The sequence below is a fragment of the Lysinibacillus sp. NPDC094403 genome (genome assembly GCF_050278745.1).
In the GTDB taxonomy this organism is placed as follows: domain Bacteria; phylum Bacillota; class Bacilli; order Bacillales_A; family Planococcaceae; genus Lysinibacillus.
In genome coordinates this window covers 91,602-109,041 of the sequence record NZ_JBNNTL010000005.1, presented here as the reverse complement: position 1 = coordinate 109,041, position 17,440 = coordinate 91,602, and the positions used below count along the sequence as shown (strand labels likewise).

Below are 17,440 nucleotides of genomic sequence, written 5' to 3'. Positions count from 1 at the left end.
AAAGTAAATGACGTATGTTAAAAAAGCATTTCTATCCCTGCTTTGTTTCGTACTAGTCCTGATGACAGCAACTCCAGCTGTGACTAAGGCAGCTACGACAATTAATGATGTGCCTACAAATAATAGTAAATATAAAGCTATTTCGTGGGCAGTCGATAATGATTTACTCTCATTGAATAGCGCTAACAACTTTTTACCTAATGAACAAATAACTGAGCGAGAGCTTGTTGTAATGTTTGCAAAGCTTGATCGAAACTATGCATTAACATATAACGATAGTGTAGCTTATAACTTCTATAGTGATTTTTATTTACCGTTTAATGGTACCTATACAACAGCCAATCGTTCAAAAACTGTTACACGTGGACAATTTGCGCGAATATATGCTGCCTTTAAAGGCTTAGATTTAGATGAGCCTCAGGCGGTTCAATATTTATACACAAATGATATTTCAACAGGTAACACTGGTAAAAAGACATTTGCCGATTTCGATCCTTCAACAAAGCTAACTCGTGGAGATATTGCTGAATTTTTATATCGCAGTGTACAAAACGGTAACTTTGCTGTACTAGGATTAAAACGTGCAGCGACAGGCCGTGATAACGATAAAATCACGTTACCTTCAGGCTTCATGGGCTCAAGCAACGCAGACTTTGAAAAGCCAAAAGATAATAACAATGATTTTACTGGTCCGAAGTATGTTAATAATGCTCTACAAAGTATTGATGTTGAAAAACCAGACTTAATTGCAAATGACGAAGATTCAACGCTAATTACTGTATCCTTAAAGGCTTGTAATGGTGATCCAATACCTGATGATAAATCCTATACATTCCGTGTAACTTCATCATATGGGGCGAATATCGTTGATACTTCTGGTAAAGCTGCTCAATATGTACACTCAGATGGCTCTACTGTCTCTGCGATTGTTATAGCACCAAAATTAACAAAATCTGTACGTGATACAATTTCATTTGAGCTTATTAATAACACTGATCCTAGTATGAAATGTCTTGTAGGCGAAAAATTAAATGCACATGTCCGGTACTTACCTCAACCGGAAATGCGCATTGATTATCAAGTGTATGATCCAAAAAACATTGATGATGACAATGGAAATGTAATACCTCCATATGATAAGTTTGAAAAATTACCAGAGTTCTTTACAGAAAACATTGTTAACGTCCATTGGATTAATAGAGAAGAAAAACTATTTAGTATTGGACAGCAAACAAATGTAACAAGTACTACAGGAAATGTTGAAAATAAATATTTACAATATGGTGGCAGTGATAAAAATTATCCTGCATTAGGCTATGAAAAAGCTAACTTACAGTTTGAAAACTATAAAATTTCAGTTTGGCTGTTCGAAGAGATCATTGAAAAACGCCGAAGAGAATCGATTAATCCTGATAGTACGATTGAAATTATGTATATGATTTCAGATAAGAGACAACCAATTTATCGTATTCAAGGAATTGATGATGCGATTGCCTCACAGGTTGAGAACATTAACCCGGTCGGTGCTATAATTCAACTTATGAGCTATTTACCAGACGAAAAGAAACTGACACTTGAGCATTATGATAGTGTCATGGATATTTATTCTATTTTCACAAACTTAAGTAACTATGATCGAACAGTATTATTAAAATATCAAGGTGGTAAATTGCTCGGTCAGGTAGAAGCCTATAAAAAACGAGTGGAAGCATTAAAAGAAAGTGCGGATGCGGCATCAAGACCATCTGGTAAAGATCGTTACACAAAAGTTATGGTTACATTAGTGAGACCAGGTGGAGAAGTTATTACGGACTACCAAGGAACTGTAAAAATTAAATTTGATGGTGTAGAGAAAACAGCTTCATTTGTTACAAATACTTCGGATTATTTAAATAACACAGGAAACGCTGGGACAGCCGTAGCGTACTTTGACTCGGTTGTTTACGGGAAATCTAAAGCTGAAGCAACATTAGTTAATAAAATAGATCCTCGTTATGCAACAATATTGAAGGATTTAAAAGATAAAACAATTACAAAGGAAATATTCACAAATCCTTACTTTAGTAAAAATTCTTGTTCATTAGCAACGGAAGTCGCTTATGTAGTCGATTACTCTGCTTCCATGAAAGCTTCTGACCAAACAAATTACCGCGGTAGGAAAATGATGGAAGTAATTAATCAAATTAAGGCTAAAAATAATATTGTTATTGAAACAAATACAAAAGCTACTGTTCTAGGAGAGGGCAGTACAGACAATGTTTTGAAAAAAGATTTGTATAAAGCATCAAAAGAGAATGGTGCCACAGATATTTTTGAAGGTATAGACCTTGCATTGTCTAAATTCTCCAATGACTCGAAAACTTCAAAATCTATAATTGTTGTATCAGATGGCAAGACAAGTAAATCGAAAATGACAAAAGTACTGAACGATGCAAAAAATAAAGGGATCAAGATTTACACTGTAAGTATGGGTAAAAAATCACAGGTCAATGAAGCAATTTTAATGCAACTGGCTGCTGAAACTGGTGGTACTTATTACCACGCAATTGATAACTTACAATTGCATCAAGTATTCCAAAAACTTATTGATTCAATTTTATGTAAAACTTCGTCTTCTAGTTGTGTGACTCCTGAAAATTTATTTGAAGAAGCGACAGTAACTCTACGCAAAGGCAATATTACAATGAATGCAAGAATTGATGGCAATTGTGCAAATGTTGCAAAGGTTAATGTACGATTCCCTTCTTTAAGTGGAGATGTGCAATTTGAATTGAAAAAGCGTAGTGATAGTGTCTACATGCTAACAAAAACAGTTCAAACAATGCAGGATTTCAAAGTTAATAATGATATAGAATTTGTAGCATACGATAACGACGGTAAAATTATAGCTATAAAAACTGTAACAATAACAGATTAATAAAGTTATTTTAAGCTGAACTAATACTAACAATTAGTTCAGCTTTTTTACTCTAGATAAAATATTCATATAGTAATTACCAACGTGGGGGTGATTGCTGTGAATGATTTAGTTTGGTTTCGTTACTTAAATAGCAAGGAATATGAGAATACTATATCGAATAAGAAAAATATGGTGATCACTTCTTGCCTGTTTACGGATAATATTGAAAGTCATACTCGCACTATTGGGGGGATTATTATGGTTAAGGACTCGTGGTTTACGATTCAGGAAATCGATTATAAAACATTCGCAATTAGTGAATATGGACATTGGGAAAAGGTGCATTCATTTCTATTAGTTGGCGATGAAAAAGCAGTTCTTATTGATACTGGTCTTGGAATAGATAATATTAAACGCATAACGGATCAATTGACTGATTTGCCGATTGTTGTTTTAACAACTCATGTGCATGCTGATCATATTGGAAACCATGGAGAATTTGAAAATATTTATGTTCATGAAGCTGACTCTGATTGGTTAACTAATGGTATTAAAGGATTGACCCTAGAACAAATAAGAAGAGATATTAGTAGAGATATAACAATTCCTACTCCAAAAACATTTAATCCGGAAACATATAAACCATATCAAGGAACACCAACTGGCTTATTACAGGATGGTGATATGATTGATATAGGGAATAGAGAATTAATTATTCATCATACTCCTGGGCATTCTCCAGGTCATATATGTGTTTTTGACAAAACTAACGGATATTTGTTTACCGGTGATTTACTTTATGATGAAACACCTATTTATGCTTTTTATCCTTCTACAAACCCTATTGATTTAGTGGATTCCTGGGAAAAGATATCAAAGATCCCATATGTCACAAAAATTTATGGTTCACATAATACATTAGGTCTTGAACCAAGTATCCTACAAGAACTCGTAAACGCGGTTAAGGAACTTAAAGAAAAGGATCTAGTAAAGTTTGGAACAGGGATTCATAAATTTAAAGGGTTTAGTGTGCAGTTTTAATTTTTTCTTGAACGGTGATATAAGCTCACCGCCTTTCATAGAAGGCGGTGGTTTTTTCATTATGGTGATACTCTTATTCATTTAATAAATTTATTAAATTCGGCAATATTATACCTAAAGATACTTTGAGGTGAAGACCAATGAACAGAACCGTTTCTTTTTTCTTAGTTTCATTTTGTGCGTTTTTTTTAATAACATTACATGCATCTGCAAATGATAAACCCAGTCCTTATGAAGAAATATATCCCGAAATAGGATATAAATCGGTAGAAGAAGCAGTGAATGATTTTGAACAACATTTTAACCAAAAATTAAAGTTACCTCTTAGAGTACCCCCAATAAGCTTTACACATCATTTTGGACGATTTACAGATTCAAAGTATGAAGGTAATGACGTATTTGAAGTGACATTTATAAATGATCACTCATCCGAAAATCACTATAAAATTGACATTCGCCCACTTAAGTATAAATTGCCTCTAAGAGAGAAATATGTAGTAAATACTTTTGAATTAAAGAATGGGAATGTAGCCACATATATGACCATTTCAGGTTTTAATGTGCTTGTTTTCGAGAGAGACAATTTGCAGTATCTGCTAAGTATAGATAAACGAGTTTCAAATAAAGTAACCCCTGAAACTTTAGTGGACATAGCCAATTCTATTGATTATTAAATGGGAACGATAATTTTGCTGTTCGATTTACAGAGATTCGTTGAAATAATAAAGTGAAGCTGCCTTGTTAAAAATAAATCGACAAATGCTATTTTTTTTAATTAAATAACAATGGGGCTGTTTTAAAATCTATTTAATAGTATATATTTTTTATGCCCATTTTTATGATTGTAGCGGAGGGCTACTCGACTCCCGCGGGAAAGCGAGACAGACGAGACCCTGAGGCCAACACGATGTTGGTCACGAAGGCATTGTCACAGGACGTGACGCACTTAGCCTTCGTTCCTTAAGCGGAGGAAGCGGCTCGACGCTCGCCCGCAGGAAAACGAGTAGCCTGTAGCGGAAATTATTGTCTTCTAATTAATAGAAGTAGATGAAGATGGTTAAACAATATATCATGATTCTTTATAAAATTCCCGGACAAACATTAAATTTGAAACCGAACGTATAATTTGTTACACTTAGTTTATAATAATTCTAATGTAGATGACGAATTTCAGTTCTTCATGACATGTTCACAAATTATTGATGAACTCTTGTCGAACTGTGCTATAATGAGATTTGTCAATTAGAACGTGAGAGGTGTTATTCATGCATACCATCGTAGTAGGCTTGAATTATAAAACAGCGCCTGTTGAAATTCGTGAAAAGTTATCATTCATAGAGAGTGAACTACCACAGGCAATGGAAGCGCTACAACAACAAAAAAGTATATTAGAAAATGTTATTGTTTCGACATGTAACCGCACAGAAATTTATGCAGTAGTTGATCAATTGCATACTGGACGTCATTTTGTTAAACAATTTTTAGCAAAATGGTTCGGCCTGCCTGTGGAGACATTTTCTTCGTATTTAACAATTCGTGAAGAAGATCAAGCAATCGAGCATTTATTCAAAGTGACAGCTGGAATTGATTCGATGGTACTTGGCGAAACTCAAATTTTGGGACAAGTAAAAAAAAGCTTCTTAAGTGGACAAGAGATTGGAACTACTGGAACGGTATACAATCAGCTATTTAAACAAGCAGTGACATTTGCGAAGCGTGCACATAATGAAACAGCTATCGGTGAGAACGCGGTATCTGTCTCTTATGCAGCAGTTGAACTAGCAAAGAAAATATTCGGATCTTTACAACGTAAACATGTAGCAATTTTAGGTGCAGGGAAAATGGGGGAACTTGCAATTGAGAACCTATACGGTAGCGGTGTTGGAAAAGTAACCGTTATTAACCGTACGTTCGAAAAAGCAGAAAGTTTGGCAGCTAAATTTGACGGTGAAGCAAAATCTATGAAGGAACTACAATGTTCGTTACTTGAAGCGGATATTTTAATTACTTCTACAGGTGCAACAGATTATGTTATTGATTATGAATTGATGCAATTTGTTGAACGTTTACGTAAGGGGAAACCATTATTTATGGTAGATATTGCAGTTCCACGTGATATTGATCCACGTGTTGGAGATTTACCAACTGTTTTCTTATATGATATTGATGATTTACAAGGCATCGTCGAAGCAAACTTAGCAGAACGTGAACGTGCTGCTGCTGATATTTCTTCGATGATTGGCAAAGAGGTTGTGCAATTTAAAGATTGGGTTGCGACTCTTGGCGTTGTCCCTGTCATCTCGGCTTTACGTAAAAAGGCGAATCATATTCAAGAAGAGACAATGATTAGTATCGAAAATAAAATGCCGGATTTAACGGATCGAGAACGTAAAATTTTAAGTAAGCATACAAAGTCTATTATTAATCAATTGTTAAAAGAACCAATTTTACAAGCTAAGGAAATGGCAAACTCACCAAAAGCAAATGAACAGTTACGTTTATTCCAACAAATTTTCGGTATTGAGGATGCTGTGGAAGCTGAAGTTACTGCGATGACAGAACAAGAGCTTGAACGCAAAGAACGCTTACAGTCGTCACAATCTTCCACTGAACCAAAGTATTCTTTCTAACTTCTTTCAGCAAATCTCTTTTGTAGCGAAAGCAAAGCGTCAGCTACAGAAGTCTCCCACCTCTGTAGGTGATGAGATGAATGCAGGTTAAAGTTACTTTTCAGCGGGTGTCCAAACTCCGCTGAAAGAAGTTAAGCCTCCGGCGGATGTCACAGAATCGGAAAGGAGTTCTTTGTGCTTGCACAAAGCCGATTCCGGACGCAATTATGCCAAGGCATAATTGATAGATGTCTATGTGTTCGCGGTGCAACTTTAGAAAAGTTGTCCTTCGAGCTTTTTCCTGCGAACGAGATTTTCTACTGATATCAAATGAGGCGTTTTCGTATCTGTATGGTAAACTAAGGATACGAAAACGTTTTTTTTCTAGGCTAAAGTACACTACTTTAGCACTTTCAAAATAAAGAAGGGATGTCTATTGGCTGATTTGACAATGACAAGGCTCTATGAAGTAATGATCGTCTTGTATGCGATCAGTCTAGTATTTTACTTTACTGATTACTTTTATAAGCAAATACGAGCAAGGCGAATTGCTTTTTGGCTTGTTTCATTCGTATGGGTAATTCAAAGTGCCATTATTATATTAACTTTTGTGGAAACGAAACGATTTCCGATTTTATCCTTGTCTGAAGGGATTCTCTTTTATTCCTGGCTACTCGTGACACTATCTATTATTTTGCACTGTATTGCACGAGTTGATCTACCGGTATTTATTATTAATATACTAGGATTTTTATTCGCTAGTATCTTTACTTTTATGCCGAAACGACCAACAGGAATAGTTAGCGATACTTTAATTTCGGAAATGCTTTTTATTCATATATCATTTGCAATTTTATCGTACGCAGCGTTTTCATTAACATTTGTTTTTGCGATATTGTATTTAGTATTATACCGTTTACTTAAAAAGAAAAAATGGTCACATTTATGGACAAGGTTGCCATCATTACAGCAAACGAGCAACTGGATGAATGTTTCGTTTTTCATTGGTATTCCAGTGCTATTTGTAAGTTTAGTTTTAGGGTTTGAATGGGCACTACTAACGCTAAAGAGTCTTTCGATTTTTGATGCGAAGATTATTGGGTCCTTTATTATTTTAATTTTGTATTGCTTTATATTGTATGTGAATCGTAAAAGTAAGCTGACAGGGACAACTTATGCGTGGGTACATATATATGCTTACCTATTAGTTGTTGTTAACTTCTTTTTAGGAAGCAGTTTATCACGATTCCATTTATGGTATTAGAAGAGAGGTTGAAGACTGTTGAGAAAAATTATTGTAGGTTCTAGAAGAAGTAAGCTAGCTTTAACACAAACAAATTGGTTTATCAATGAGTTAAAAGCTGCTGGTGTACCATTTGAATTTGAAGTGAAAGAAATTGTCACGAAAGGTGATCAAATTTTAGATGTGCAGCTATCTAAGGTCGGTGGTAAAGGGCTTTTCGTAAAAGAGATTGAACAAGCACTTTACGACAAAGAAATTGACTTTGCAGTTCATTCTATGAAGGATATGCCTGCAGTATTGCCTGAAGGATTAGTAATTGGCTGTATCCCACCTCGTGAAGATGCACGTGATGCATTTATTTCAAAAGGACATGTGAAATTTGCCGATCTTCCAGCAGGAGCTGTAGTTGGGACAAGTTCTCTTCGTCGCAGTGCTCAACTTTTAACAGTCCGTCCAGATATAGAAATTAAATGGATTCGAGGAAATGTAGATACACGCTTAGCTAAACTTGAAACTGATGAATACGATGCCATTATTTTAGCAGCAGCTGGACTTAAACGCCTTGGCTGGAGCGATGAAGTAGTTACTGAGTTTTTACCTGTAGAGGATTGTCTACCAGCAGTAGCACAGGGCTCTCTAGGTATTGAATGCCGTGGAGACGATACGGAGCTATTAACGGAATTAGGCAAGTTAACAGATAACATTACTTGGCAAGAAGCACATGCAGAGCGTGCTTTCCTAGCGGCTATGGATGGTGGTTGTCAAGTACCTATCGCAGGATATGCAAAGTCTAATGGGGAAGAAATTACATTAACTGGCCTTGTTGCTGCACCAGACGCTTCAGTTGTTTATAAGGAAACTGTTGTGGGTACTGATGCAGAAGCGGTTGGAAAAGAGCTTGCTGAGATTTTAACGAAGCAAGGTGCTTTTGAATTAATTCAACGAGTAAAGGCAGAGCAAGATGCAAAATAATTTACCTTTAAAAGGTAAAACTATTATTTTGACGGGTACATCTAAGACGACAACAATAATAGATGATATTACAGCTTTAGGTGGCCAAGCAGTAATTGCCCCATTGATTGAAACTTGCGAGCTTATCGATAGAAACGACGAAGTGCAATTAGAATTTGCGCGTCAATTTGAATGGCTCATTTTTACGAGTCAAAATGCTGTAGAAGCCTTTGCCAGCAAGATGCAACGATTTAATAGTAGTGCAGGGCATTTTCGTGGGAAAATTGCTTCAATTGGTACTAAAACTACTGCAGCTCTAGAAAAGCTAGGATTCCATGTGAGCTTTATGCCTTCTATATTTAGTGCAGATGTATTTGTTCAAGAATTTCCTAGTGTAGCCGGTAGCAATCCTACATGTCTATTTATTCGTGGAGATAAAGCGAAAAAGACATTAAAGGTAGGGCTGCCCTTTAAATTGAAGGAATGGACAGTTTATGAAACGATTGAGCGACACGACCAAAAACAATTAATATTTGAATGTATCCGTGCGAATAGCGATGTCACAGTGATTTTTGCTAGCCCTTCCGCTGTTGATGTCTTCGCCAAGGATATAGCTTCGATAATTGGTTGGGAGGAAGTACGTGTAGCAGTAATCGGTCATATTACAGAAGCAGCTATTTTGAATCACGGTGCTATTGTGGATGTTATGCCGAGCGTATATACAATGCAAGCAGTCATCGAGGAAATAACGAAAGTAGGAGAAAGAAAATGACAAAATTACAATTTCAAAGACATCGTCGTTTGCGTGCAAATGCTGCAATTCGATCTATGGTAAAAGAAACATACTTACACAAAGAAGACTTAATTTATCCAATTTTCGTTATTGAAGGCGAAAATATTAAAAACGAAGTATCTTCTATGCCTGGAGTTTTTCAATTTTCATTAGATAAACTTGAAGCTGAGATTGATGAAGTTGTTGCTTTAGGTATTCCTGCGGTTATTTTATTTGGCTTACCTGCAGAAAAAGATGCAGTCGGAACTGGTGCATTCCATGATCATGGTATTGTGCAAGAAGCAACACGACTTATTAAAGCTCGCTACCCAGAGCTTTTAGTTATTGCAGATACATGCTTATGTGAATTTACAGATCATGGTCATTGTGGCTTAATTGAAGGCGATCAAATTTTAAATGATTCTTCATTAGATGTTTTAGCACGTACAGCAGTATCACAAGCAAAAGCTGGTGCGGATATCATCGCTCCTTCCAATATGATGGATGGTTTTGTGGCAGCGATTCGTGCAGGTCTAGATGAAGCAGGCTTTGAAAATGTTCCGATTATGTCATATGCCGTAAAATATGCATCTAGCTACTATGGTCCATTCCGAGAAGCAGCTGATGGTGCGCCTCAATTTGGTGATCGTAAATCATACCAAATGGATCCATCGAATCGTATGGAGGCATTCCGTGAAGCGGAGTCGGATATTGCAGAAGGTGCAGATTTCTTAATTGTTAAACCTGCTCTAAGTTATTTAGATATTATTCGTGATGTAAAAAATAACTATACATTACCGATTGTTGCATACAATGTTTCTGGTGAATATGCAATGATTAAAGCAGCGGCTATTAATGGCTGGATTGAAGAGAAAAAAGTAGTGCTTGAAACATTACTTAGCATGAAACGTGCAGGCTCTGATTTAATCATTACGTATCATGCTAAAGATGTTGCACGTTGGTTGGAGGAGAAATAAATGACGCGTTCTTACGAGAAATCAAAACAAGCTTATGCTGAAGCAATTAACTTGATGCCAGGTGGTGTTAGTAGCCCAGTACGTGCATTCAAATCCGTAAATATGGATCCAATCTTCATGGAATCTGGTCACGGTGCTATTATTAAAGACATTGATGGCAATGAATATATTGATTATGTATTATCATGGGGACCTCTTATTTTAGGTCATTCACATCCTGAAGTTGTACAAGCAATTGCAGAAACAGCAGCGAAAGGCTCTTCGTTTGGAGCACCAAGTTACACAGAAAATCGATTAGCCAAATTAGTGTTAGATCGACTTCCTGGTATGGAAATGATTCGTTTCGTGTCTTCTGGGACAGAGGCTACGATGTCTGCTTTACGTGTAGCTCGTGGTGTGACAGGGCGCGATAAAATTTTAAAATTTGAGGGTTCTTATCATGGTCATGGAGATTCCTTGCTAATTAAAGCTGGCTCTGGGGTAGCTACGTTAGGCTTACCTGACAGCCCTGGTGTCCCAGCAGATATTGCACGTAATACATTAACAGTAGCGTACAATGACTTAGAAGGGGCAAAACAAGTTTTCGATAAATTTGGTTCAGAGCTTGCAGCAGTAATTGTTGAGCCAGTCGCAGGAAATATGGGCGTTGTGCCTCCACAACCAGGCTTCTTACAAGGCTTACGTGAATTAACAAAGGAACATGGATCATTGTTGATTTTTGATGAAGTTATGACAGGCTTCCGTGTTGACTATGGATGTGCACAAGGTTATTTTGATGTAACACCAGATATGACAACATTAGGAAAAGTAATTGGCGGTGGACTTCCTGTAGGTGCGTTTGCAGGGAAAAAGGAAATTATGGAGCAGGTAGCACCAGCGGGTCCAATCTATCAAGCTGGAACATTGTCAGGGAATCCATTAGCAATGACAGCAGGCTATGAAACATTATCTCGCCTTGATAATAGCTCTTATGAGTACTTCAAAAAGCTAGGAGATCAATTAGAGGCTGGTTTCCGAGAAGCAGCAACGAAATTCAATATTCCACATACTGTAAATCGTGCTGGTTCAATGATAGGTTTCTTCTTTACGAACGAAGATGTTATTGATTTTGCTTCAGCAAAAACGTCTGATTTACAATTATTCGCTGAATACTTCCGTCTAATGGCAGAGGAAGGTATTTTCTTACCGCCATCTCAATTTGAAGGTTTATTCATTTCTACCGCACATACGGAGGAGCATATCGCAAAAACGGTTGATGCCTTCCATAAAGTATTTGCACAATTAGCAAGATAATAGGTTGTTACAAAATAGCATGCTAGAAGTATTATCTGGCATGCTGTTTTTTTGTTAAAGTAATGCCGTTAAATTAAAATGAATGGGCGATTGTTACCGCTTGGAAAAATTTTTGTCAAAATTATAACTTTCAGCATAGCCAAATTGTGGGTCAAATCGTATATAATATAGCTATTCGTAAAAGAAAGTAGTGAATTGATATGGCAACAGGCACACATATGGTCGAAGTACCCGTAGGAATTGAAAATGTATGGGATTTCGTCAGTGATATGGAAAAATGGGCAAAGCTTGTCCCAGGTTATAATGCACATGAAATGATTGATGAAAAACATTCAAATTGGACGTTTAAAGGCAATGTTGGTGTTCTGAAAAAAACAGTACAAGTAGAGATTACTATTTTAGAATGGGCAGCGCCTACAAAAGTAACTTTCGAATTAAAAGGAATTTCTGATAATTTTTCAGGAAACGGTTATTTCCTAGCAGAAAGTATTGATGCAGAAAATACAAAAATGACAGGCTTCTTGGAAGTAACAGCAGGTGGATTAGCTGGCCCTGTTTTAAATCCAATCTTTAAGCCGATCGTACCAAAAGCAACACAAATGTTAACAGATCGTGTAGCAAATAAAATTAAATTGGTGAATGTATAATAACGCTGTTGAACCAACAGTAAAAAAGCATGCTAGAATTTTCTAGCATGCTTTTTTAGGCTCATCATTAAAGCGTAGGGTTGATTTTCGTTCAATTATGCCGTGGCATAATTGATTGATAAGCCATTTTTAATAATCATCCTATAGCATACTATCCTCCGGAGCTTCATATGATGCAACAGGAGGGATTATTATCGAACAAAAAACTTGGAATATGAGTGAAACTTTTTGCTTTCCTGGTTATGGCTGCCCCACAGAAATAGCAGCTGTGCAAATTAAGCCAAGGTGGCAGACAATGCAGTTAGAAGATTCTCTACGATTAATGGGTATTTATCATATCACAGCACATGTACGCTTTGATTTTCAAGACATGAAAGCATTCATGGGTGATGAAGAATTAGTACAAATCGAAGCGCTGGATCTTCAAGGGGATACTGGCTATTTTGAGTATGCTGTTCCTTTAAATGTGGATTTACCAAAGGATGCAGCTATTGAAGATTTAATGGTAAAAGATATTCGACCTATATTGACTAATCAGATGTGTCAGCTCGAATGGACGGTTACAAGTATTTTTAATGAGTCTGAGCCAGCATTTGAAAAGGCTCATGCATTAGAGAAACAGCCTGTCACTGTAAATGCTTCAGCACTTATAGATGCAACGTCACAGGTAAAACAACCTACTACTGTAGTAGATTCGATTCAAGAAGAAAAAATTGCAGTTGTAGCTTCAGCACAAGAAAAAAAATCTACAATTGTCACAACATCAATACAAGAGGAAAAATCAAAGGCAGCAACATTTTCAGCACATAAAGAAAAGTCTGAAACTGTATTAGCTTCAGACAAAAAAGAAAAACCTGCACCAGCTGAGCAAAAAATAGTGTTGAGGGAATCCTCAAGTCATATTGTAGTCCGTGAATCCAGCTCCTGGCATGAAGTTCCATCGATGATTTGGGATTTAACGGAAGACTATACACCGCTAAAGGTTCGTGTTTCAAATGACCTCATTCAAAAGTAAATAGCATAGAAGCAGCAGGAGCAATAAGATGATAAAATCACCAGATGTTGGAATGATGATGACACGTATAAACTGAAAAACGCAAATTGGTACAATTATCGTTTTGCAATAAAAACGAAATTGTCGTAGCCATGGTGGTAAAAGCCAAGGATTATACTTACGTCGTCTCATTTGAATTTTCACTTCCTTTTCTAGTAGTGCTTCCTAAAAAATGACTAAATCACTTGAAAAATTGCCTGATTTTGCGGTACAATGTGAAAAAGTCGAATATAGATGCTATGACAGGGAAGAGTAAATTATTAGTGCATTTTAAGAGAGGAAACGGTAGCTGAAAAGTTTCTATTTGTACCTAATTGAATGTAGCCCTCGAGCAGCTTTAGTGAACTAACAGTAGTTAAAGCCGGTTAAACACCGTTACCGAATTGAGAGCCAGTAGTAAAAGGCTTAAGCAAACAAGTACATTCTGTTGAAATGTGTGACTGCTTAACTCGCCTCTGCTGGAAATAAAGGTGGTACCGCGAACTTAAACTCCTTCGTCCTTTTAGACGTTAGGAGTTTTTTTATTTTCATTAAATCTTCTGGTAAATGTGTCTATGCATGAGACATTAAAACAGAATGATTGGTATTATCTCGTACCGGAAAATTAATAAGTCAACAGGAGGAGTCAAAATGACAGAAAACATTTCAATGCCAACAAAATATGATCCACAGTCCATTGAAGCTGGTCGTTATGAATGGTGGTTACAAGGGAAATTTTTTGAGGCACAGCCTACTAGTGAAAAGGAGCCTTATTCTATCGTTATTCCACCACCGAATGTAACAGGTAAATTACATCTTGGCCATGCTTGGGATACAACATTACAAGATATTTTAATCCGTATGAAGCGCATGCAAGGTTTTGATGCACTTTGGTTACCAGGAATGGACCATGCAGGTATTGCGACACAAGCAAAAGTAGAGGCCAAACTACGAGAAGATAATATTACACGTTATGATTTAGGTCGTGAAAAATTCCTCGAAAAAACATGGGAATGGAAAGAAGAGTATGCTGGGCATATTCGCGACCAATGGGCGAAGCTTGGTCTTGCATTAGATTATTCTCGTGAGCGTTTCACACTTGATCAAGGTCTTTCCGATGCAGTTAAAACCGTTTTCGTTCAATTATATGAAAAAGGCTTAATCTATCGTGGCGAACGCATTATTAACTGGGACCCTGCTGCAAAAACAGCATTATCAGATATTGAAGTTATCTATAAAGATGTTCAAGGCGCATTCTACCATATGAAATACCCATTAGCTGATGGCTCAGGATATGTGGAAGTAGCTACTACACGTCCTGAAACAATGCTAGGTGACTCTGGGGTAGCCGTTCACCCGAAAGATGAGCGCTATCAAGACTTAATCGGTAAAACAGTTATTTTACCAATCGTAGGTCGTGAAATTCCTATCGTAGCAGATGACTACGTAGATATGGAATTTGGTACTGGGGTTGTAAAAATGACACCAGCACACGATCCGAATGACTTTGAGGTTGGTAACCGTCACAACCTAGAACGCATTCTTGTAATGAATGAAGATGGTACAATGAACGAGCTTGCTGGCAAGTACAACGGTATGGATCGCTTTGAATGCCGTAAGCAAATCGTAGCTGATTTACAAGAAGCAGGCGTGCTAATCCGTATTGAAGAGCATGCACATTCAGTAGGTCACTCTGAACGTTCTGGTGCTGTTGTAGAGCCATATCTTTCAGCGCAATGGTTCGTAAAAATGCAACCACTTGCTGATGCTTCACTTGCTCTTCAAAAAGATGAAGAAGGAAAAGTAAACTTTGTACCATCTCGTTTTGAAAACACATATTCTCGCTGGATGGAAAACATTCGTGACTGGTGTATCTCCCGTCAACTATGGTGGGGTCATCAAATCCCTGCTTGGTATCACAATGTAACAGGTGAAATTTACGTAGGAATAGAAGCACCAGCAGATGCCGAAAATTGGACTCAAGATGAAGACGTATTAGATACATGGTTCTCGTCAGCATTATGGCCATTTTCTACAATGGGTTGGCCAGATGAGACAAATGAAGAATATAAACGTTACTATCCAACAAGCACACTTGTAACTGGTTATGACATTATTTTCTTCTGGGTTTCTCGAATGATCTTCCAAGGTCTTGAATTTACAGGTCAGCGCCCATTCAAAGATGTATTAATTCACGGTTTAGTACGTGATGGTGAAGGACGTAAGATGAGTAAATCACTTGGCAATGGTGTAGACCCTATGGACGTTATTGATCAATATGGTGCCGATTCATTACGTTACTTCTTAGCTACTGGATCTTCACCTGGTCAAGATTTACGCTATACAACTGAAAAAGTAGAAGCAGTTTGGAACTTCTCTAACAAAATTTGGAATGCCTCTCGTTTTGCGTTAATGAACATGGAAGGTATGACATATGATGAAATCGACTTAACTGGTGAAAAATCAGTTGCCGATAAATGGATTCTTACTCGCTTAAATGAAACAATTGAACGTGTAACATCTCTTGCTGAACGCTACGAATTTGGTGAAGTTGGCCGTGAGCTTTATAACTTCATTTGGGATGATTTCTGTTCTTGGTATATTGAAATGGCGAAATTACCGTTATACGGTGATGATGAAGCGGCTAAGAAAACAACTCGTTCTATTTTAGCTTATGTTTTAGATCAAACTATGCGTCTATTACATCCATTCATGCCATTCATTACTGAAGAAATCTGGCAGCACTTACCTCATGAAGGTGAATCAATCACAGTGGCAGCATGGCCAACTGTACGTGCGGATCTTCATTTTGCAGAGGAAGCAGACAATATGAAGCTCCTAATGGATATTATACGTTCAGTACGTAATATTCGTGCGGAAGTAAATACACCAATGAGCAAAAAAGTGCCACTATATATTTCAGCGAAGGATGCCGCTACGGTTACAGTACTTGATGCAAATAAAGCATATTTAGAAAAATTCTGTAATCCAGAATCGCTTACAATTGGAGCAAGCTTAGAGGCTCCTGGTCAGTCGATGACAGCAGTAGTAACTGGAGCTGAGCTATTCCTACCGCTTGTTGGACTTATTAATCTAGAAGAAGAAATTGCTCGTCTTGACAAAGAATTAGAAAAATGGGCAAAAGAAGTGAAGCTTGTAACTGGTAAGTTATCGAATGAGAAATTCGTTTCTAAAGCGCCAGAAGCATTAGTTAATGCGGAGCGTGAAAAATTAGCAGATTACGAAAGTAAACACGCGGTTGTTTTAAAACGTTTAGAAGAACTAAAAAATATGTAAGTATGAGACAGCGGATGGCGAAAGTCATCCGCTGTTTTTTATATGCAACAAAAGATATATATTGTTTTAGGTAAAAATATATAGTAATTTTTATAGGAATCAGTATAATAGGTGGGTATGTACTTATAAATACAATGGTAAAAAAGGCTATACAGAATTATGGATATCTTGATGGATATAAATTGCTAAATGGGGGTTTTGTATGTCGGGAAACATCACAACGATTATTACAAAAATAAACAAAGCCTGTGATGATATAGATTTTGTTAGTGCAAGAGTATTAATTGAAACAAATTTAATAAAATTATCAGAAGCAAAATATTATCGTTTATTAAATGCAAGTGGTCGGGTACTCATAAAGCATGTATTAGCAGATAGCAAGGATCAAGTGGAATCTAATAATAAATTAACACGGACAGATTTATTAACGATCAAAAAAATTAATGAATACTGCTCAAATTTTGATATTTCCATGCTAAAAAGAACTTTAAAAAACTCCTTTGAATTAATGCAAAGATCGGATGTTCCTCCACTTTTAAATAATGATGCAAAGATTATATTAGATAATATGGGAGCACTATTAGGTGTGCAACAGATCTAACTTATTTCAGTGTGTGTCGAAACATCTGCTGAAATAGAGAACTCAGTCTAAGGACGTCACGGAATTATATCGAGGCA

Annotated in this window: 13 protein-coding genes and 1 other annotated feature; all 13 genes read left to right on the top strand. The window is 36.7% G+C overall.

What is annotated here, in order from left to right; translation table 11 throughout:
* Window positions 1-7: 7 nt before the first annotated feature.
* Entirely contained in the window at window positions 8-2,917 is a 2,910-nt protein-coding gene (locus ACQKMV_RS10425) for a VWA domain-containing protein (protein WP_427503806.1), read from the top strand.
* A gap of 240 nt (window positions 2,918-3,157) precedes the next feature.
* Window positions 3,158-3,940, top strand: a complete 783-nt coding sequence (locus ACQKMV_RS10420) for an MBL fold metallo-hydrolase (protein ID WP_427503967.1) — start codon at window positions 3,158-3,160, stop codon at window positions 3,938-3,940.
* Window positions 3,941-4,080: 140 nt separating this feature from the next.
* Window positions 4,081-4,614 (top strand): hypothetical protein, encoded by a 534-nt coding sequence (locus ACQKMV_RS10415; protein WP_427503805.1) that lies wholly within the window; start codon window positions 4,081-4,083, stop codon window positions 4,612-4,614.
* A gap of 591 nt (window positions 4,615-5,205) precedes the next feature.
* Window positions 5,206-6,570: a glutamyl-tRNA reductase gene (gene hemA / locus ACQKMV_RS10410; protein ID WP_427423385.1), complete on the top strand. Its 1,365-nt coding sequence runs from the start codon at window positions 5,206-5,208 to the stop codon at window positions 6,568-6,570.
* Between the two features lie 415 nt (window positions 6,571-6,985).
* Entirely contained in the window at window positions 6,986-7,813 is an 828-nt protein-coding gene (gene ccsA, locus ACQKMV_RS10405; RefSeq protein ID WP_427423384.1) for a cytochrome c biogenesis protein CcsA, read from the top strand.
* Window positions 7,814-7,831: 18 nt separating this feature from the next.
* Window positions 7,832-8,764, top strand: coding sequence for a hydroxymethylbilane synthase (hemC, locus tag ACQKMV_RS10400; RefSeq protein ID WP_049667642.1), 933 nt, complete (start codon window positions 7,832-7,834; stop codon window positions 8,762-8,764).
* The gene (locus ACQKMV_RS10395) at window positions 8,754-9,515 is read left to right on the top strand and encodes a uroporphyrinogen-III synthase (protein WP_427503804.1); all 762 of its coding nucleotides are present in this window, start codon (window positions 8,754-8,756) and stop codon (window positions 9,513-9,515) included. The genes hemC and ACQKMV_RS10395 overlap by 11 nt, the downstream gene beginning before the upstream one ends.
* Entirely contained in the window at window positions 9,512-10,492 is a 981-nt protein-coding gene (gene hemB / locus ACQKMV_RS10390) for a porphobilinogen synthase (protein ID WP_427503802.1), read from the top strand. Before ACQKMV_RS10395 ends, hemB begins: the two co-directional genes overlap by 4 nt.
* Window positions 10,493-11,785 carry a glutamate-1-semialdehyde 2,1-aminomutase gene (gene hemL / locus ACQKMV_RS10385; protein ID WP_427503801.1) on the top strand — a complete coding sequence of 431 codons (1,293 nt, stop codon included), beginning with the start codon at window positions 10,493-10,495 and terminating at the stop codon, window positions 11,783-11,785.
* A gap of 200 nt (window positions 11,786-11,985) precedes the next feature.
* Complete coding sequence (locus tag ACQKMV_RS10380) at window positions 11,986-12,432, top strand: CoxG family protein (RefSeq protein WP_249072748.1); 447 nt, start codon at window positions 11,986-11,988, stop codon at window positions 12,430-12,432.
* A 295-nt stretch (window positions 12,433-12,727) separates the two neighbouring features.
* The gene (locus ACQKMV_RS10375; RefSeq protein ID WP_427503800.1) at window positions 12,728-13,447 is read left to right on the top strand and encodes a valyl-tRNA synthetase; all 720 of its coding nucleotides are present in this window, start codon (window positions 12,728-12,730) and stop codon (window positions 13,445-13,447) included.
* Window positions 13,448-13,716: 269 nt separating this feature from the next.
* Window positions 13,717-13,991, top strand: a binding site (T-box leader).
* A 125-nt stretch (window positions 13,992-14,116) separates the two neighbouring features.
* A complete protein-coding gene (locus ACQKMV_RS10370; RefSeq protein ID WP_427503798.1) occupies window positions 14,117-16,762 on the top strand; it encodes a valine--tRNA ligase in 2,646 nt (881 codons plus the stop codon).
* Window positions 16,763-16,964: 202 nt separating this feature from the next.
* Window positions 16,965-17,363: a hypothetical protein gene (locus ACQKMV_RS10365; RefSeq protein ID WP_427503797.1), complete on the top strand. Its 399-nt coding sequence runs from the start codon at window positions 16,965-16,967 to the stop codon at window positions 17,361-17,363.
* The last annotated feature ends 77 nt before the right edge of the window (window positions 17,364-17,440 follow it).

Coding starts and splice junctions, on each gene's coding strand:
- ACQKMV_RS10425 (WP_427503806.1), top strand. CDS start 8: ATGACGTATGTTAAAAAAGCATTTCTATCCCTGCTTTGTTTCGTACTA.
- ACQKMV_RS10420 (WP_427503967.1), top strand. CDS start 3,158: ATGGTTAAGGACTCGTGGTTTACGATTCAGGAAATCGATTATAAAACA.
- ACQKMV_RS10415 (WP_427503805.1), top strand. CDS start 4,081: ATGAACAGAACCGTTTCTTTTTTCTTAGTTTCATTTTGTGCGTTTTTT.
- hemA (WP_427423385.1), top strand. CDS start 5,206: ATGCATACCATCGTAGTAGGCTTGAATTATAAAACAGCGCCTGTTGAA.
- ACQKMV_RS10395 (WP_427503804.1), top strand. CDS start 8,754: ATGCAAAATAATTTACCTTTAAAAGGTAAAACTATTATTTTGACGGGT.
- hemB (WP_427503802.1), top strand. CDS start 9,512: ATGACAAAATTACAATTTCAAAGACATCGTCGTTTGCGTGCAAATGCT.
- hemL (WP_427503801.1), top strand. CDS start 10,493: ATGACGCGTTCTTACGAGAAATCAAAACAAGCTTATGCTGAAGCAATT.
- ACQKMV_RS10380 (WP_249072748.1), top strand. CDS start 11,986: ATGGCAACAGGCACACATATGGTCGAAGTACCCGTAGGAATTGAAAAT.
- ACQKMV_RS10375 (WP_427503800.1), top strand. CDS start 12,728: ATGCAGTTAGAAGATTCTCTACGATTAATGGGTATTTATCATATCACA.
- ACQKMV_RS10370 (WP_427503798.1), top strand. CDS start 14,117: ATGACAGAAAACATTTCAATGCCAACAAAATATGATCCACAGTCCATT.
- ACQKMV_RS10365 (WP_427503797.1), top strand. CDS start 16,965: ATGTCGGGAAACATCACAACGATTATTACAAAAATAAACAAAGCCTGT.